The sequence below is a fragment of the uncultured Aquincola sp. genome (genome assembly GCF_964001545.1).
Lineage (GTDB): Bacteria > Pseudomonadota > Gammaproteobacteria > Burkholderiales > Burkholderiaceae_C > Aquincola.
The window spans coordinates 1-2,699 of record NZ_CAXFDV010000026.1 but is presented as its reverse complement, the minus strand read 5'-3'; the positions used below and the strand labels follow the sequence as shown (position 1 = coordinate 2,699).

Here is a 2,699-nt window from a genome sequence, read left to right as displayed (position 1 = left end):
CGAGCGGCCCTGGAAGTGGCTGGTCAGCCGCTTCACCTCGGGGTCCTGGATGTCGCTGCTGCCGGTGTGCCACTTCAGCAGCATCTGCAGGCAGGCGAACCAGCAGCTCTGCAGCTTGCGCTGGCGCACGAAATCAGGCTCGCGCAAGATGATGCTGGTCATGGGTCAGGTCCTCCGTGGCTTCAGAACCGCTCCGGCCGCAGCACTTCGGCCGGCGTGAAGTACATCGCCACGCTGTAGTGGGGCGCATAGCGGGCCAGCACCTCCTGGGCCAGGGCTTCGGCGGTGGCGCGGTCGCACAGCAGCTTGAGCTCGATGGTGCGGTCGGCTTCCCAGGCGCCTTCACGTTCGCCTTCGAAGAAGCGGCCGTGCACCTCGGCCACGGTCCAGCCCTGCACGCCGCGCTGGCGCGCTTCGCGCACCAGGGGCTTTTCCAGGGCGGCCTCGGCCACGATGACCAGCAGCGTACGGGGATGGGTGGACAGCGGTGTGTTCATGGGTGCAGCCTGCGCGCCAGCTCGATGTAGAGCGGAATGCCGATGACGATGTTGAACGGAAAGGTGATGCCCAGCGCGGCGGTGATGGACAGCGCCGCATTGGCCTGCGGCACCGCGATGCGCATGGCCGTGGGCGCCGCGATGTAGCTGGCGCTGGCGGCCAGCGTGGCCAGCATCGCCACGCCGCCGGTGCCCAGGCCCAGCAGCAGGCCGGTGGCCGCGCCCACGCCGCTGAGCAGCAGCGGCGCGCCGATGCCCACCAGCAGCACCGCCAAGCCGAAGCGACGTACATCGCCCAGCCGGCCGCCGGCCACCAGCCCCAGCTCCAGCAGGAACAGCGCCAGCACACCCTTGAACGGATCGATGAACACGGCCTTGATGGGCGCGGTGCCTGCCTCGCCGGCCACCGCACCGATGACGATGCCGCCCACCAGCAGCAGCACGCTCTTGCCGAAGAGCACGTCGTGCGCCAGTTCGCCCCAGCGCGGCGGGCCGCTGGCATCGCGCGCCGCCGACAGCCGTGCCAGCAGGATGCCGGCCAGCAGGCCCGGCGCCTCCAGCACGGCCACCCACAGCGGCGCCTGCGCTTCCAGCGGCAGGTTGGCACGGGCCAGCGCCGTCTGCGCCACCGCGAAGGTGACCACGCTCACCGAGCCGTAGTGCGCGCCCAGTGCCGCCGAGTCCACACCCGACAGGCGCAGCAGCCGCAGCAGCGGATACAGCCCCACCGGAATCAGGAAGCCCATGGCGGCCAGCACCGCCACTTCGGGCGCCAGCGTGGCCAGCGGCTGCTTGGACAGCTCGATGCCGCCCTTCAGGCCGATGGCCAGCAGCAGGTAGATGGACAGGGTTTCGTACAGCGCTTCCGGCAGCTTCAGTTCGCTGCGCACCAGGCGGGCGAACAGACCCAGCAGGAAGAAGAAGACGACGACGTCGATCATGGCAATCGGCAAGGCTCCTGGAACGGGCCGAAGTATCGGCGCAGCGCGCGGCGCATGGGCTTCTAACATGGCCCCATGGATGCCCTGCCCGTGCTCGCCACCGCCCGCCTGCGGCTGCGCCCCTTGCGCCGCGGTACCGACGACGAGGCCTTGTTCGCCGTCTACGGCGACGCACGGGTGATGCGCCATGCCAGCGACCCGCCGTTCACCAGCCTGGCCGATGTGGCCCGCCTGCACGACAGTGTCGAGCGGCTGCTGGCCGCGCAACTCTCGTTCGAATGGGCGGTGGCGATGCGGGCCGACGACCGGCTGATCGGCACCTGCGGCCTGCACGGCTTTGACTGGCCGTTGCACCAGGCCGAGGTGGGCTGCCTGCTGGCCCAGGCGCACTGGGGCCAGGGCTTGATGAGCGAGGCCCTGCGCGCGCTGATGGCGCATGCGGCGGGCACGCTGGGCCTGCACACGCTGCTGGCCGACATCGATGCGGACAACATGCGCTCGCAGCGCCTGTTCAGCGCGCTGGGTTTCGACCCGCGGCCCAACGGCCTCTACCAATGCACGCTGCAGCCATGAAGCCGCCGCTGCATGTGCTGCTGGCCACGCTGGGCTCGGCGGGCGACATCCACCCCTTCCTGGCGCTGGGCCAGGCCTTGCACGCGCGTGGCCACCGGGTGACGGTGCTGTGCCCCGAGGTGTTCGGCCGGCTGGTGCAGCAAGCCGGCCTGGGCGTGCGGGCCATGGGCAGCCGGGCCGAGTACGAAGCCGTGACGCAGGAGCCCGCGCTGTGGGACGCCCGCAAGGGCTTCGGCATCATCTGGCGCCACCTGCGGCCCGGCCTGCGGCGGCTGCACGACACCTTGCAGGCGATGCCGGCCGACGAGCGGCTGCTGCTGGTGGCTCACCCGCTGGCCTTGCCCTCGGCCGACCTGTGCCGCGCGCTGCGGCCCGGCCTGCCCATCGTGGGTGCCTACCTGGCGCCGCAGAACCTGCGCACGGTGCATCACCCGTTGAAGCTGGGGCCGCTGGCGGTGCCGGCCTGGGTGCCCATGGCCTGGCGCCGCTGGGCCTGGCGCCGCATCGACCAGCAGTTGATCGACCCGCTGACCGTGGCCGACCTGAACGCGCTGCGCAGCCCGCTGGGCCTGCCGCCCATCGCGCATTTCGTCGAGCATCTGCAAAGCGTGCCCGACCTCAGCATCACGCTGTTCGCGCCCTGGTTCGGCCTTGCCCAGCCCGACTGGCCGCAGCCTCTGGTGGAAGG

General features: G+C 71.1%; 4 protein-coding genes. 2 read left to right on the top strand and 2 right to left on the bottom strand.

Annotated elements, in window-relative coordinates; all coding sequences use genetic code 11:
• Positions 1-182: 182 nt before the first annotated feature.
• Entirely contained in the window at positions 183-497 is a 315-nt protein-coding gene (locus tag ABNT58_RS00925; RefSeq protein WP_348751637.1) for a transcriptional regulator, read from the bottom strand.
• Complete coding sequence (locus ABNT58_RS00920) at positions 494-1,438, bottom strand: sodium-dependent bicarbonate transport family permease (RefSeq protein ID WP_348751636.1); 945 nt, start codon at positions 1,436-1,438, stop codon at positions 494-496. Before ABNT58_RS00920 ends, ABNT58_RS00925 begins: the two co-directional genes overlap by 4 nt.
• Before the next feature lie 75 nt (positions 1,439-1,513).
• On the opposite strand from ABNT58_RS00920, the gene ABNT58_RS00915 reads away from it, so the two are divergent.
• Complete coding sequence (locus tag ABNT58_RS00915) at positions 1,514-2,011, top strand: GNAT family N-acetyltransferase (RefSeq protein WP_348751635.1); 498 nt, start codon at positions 1,514-1,516, stop codon at positions 2,009-2,011.
• Positions 2,008-2,699: glycosyltransferase (locus ABNT58_RS00910; protein WP_348751634.1), on the top strand; the 692-nt coding region annotated here is incomplete at its 3' end. The genes ABNT58_RS00915 and ABNT58_RS00910, both read left to right, overlap by 4 nt.

Excerpts from the sequence above, each read along its gene's own strand:
- ABNT58_RS00920 (WP_348751636.1), bottom strand. The coding sequence starts at position 1,438 with ATGATCGACGTCGTCGTCTTCTTCTTCCTGCTGGGTCTGTTCGCCCGC.
- ABNT58_RS00925 (WP_348751637.1), bottom strand. The coding sequence starts at position 497 with ATGAACACACCGCTGTCCACCCATCCCCGTACGCTGCTGGTCATCGTG.
- ABNT58_RS00915 (WP_348751635.1), top strand. The coding sequence starts at position 1,514 with ATGGATGCCCTGCCCGTGCTCGCCACCGCCCGCCTGCGGCTGCGCCCC.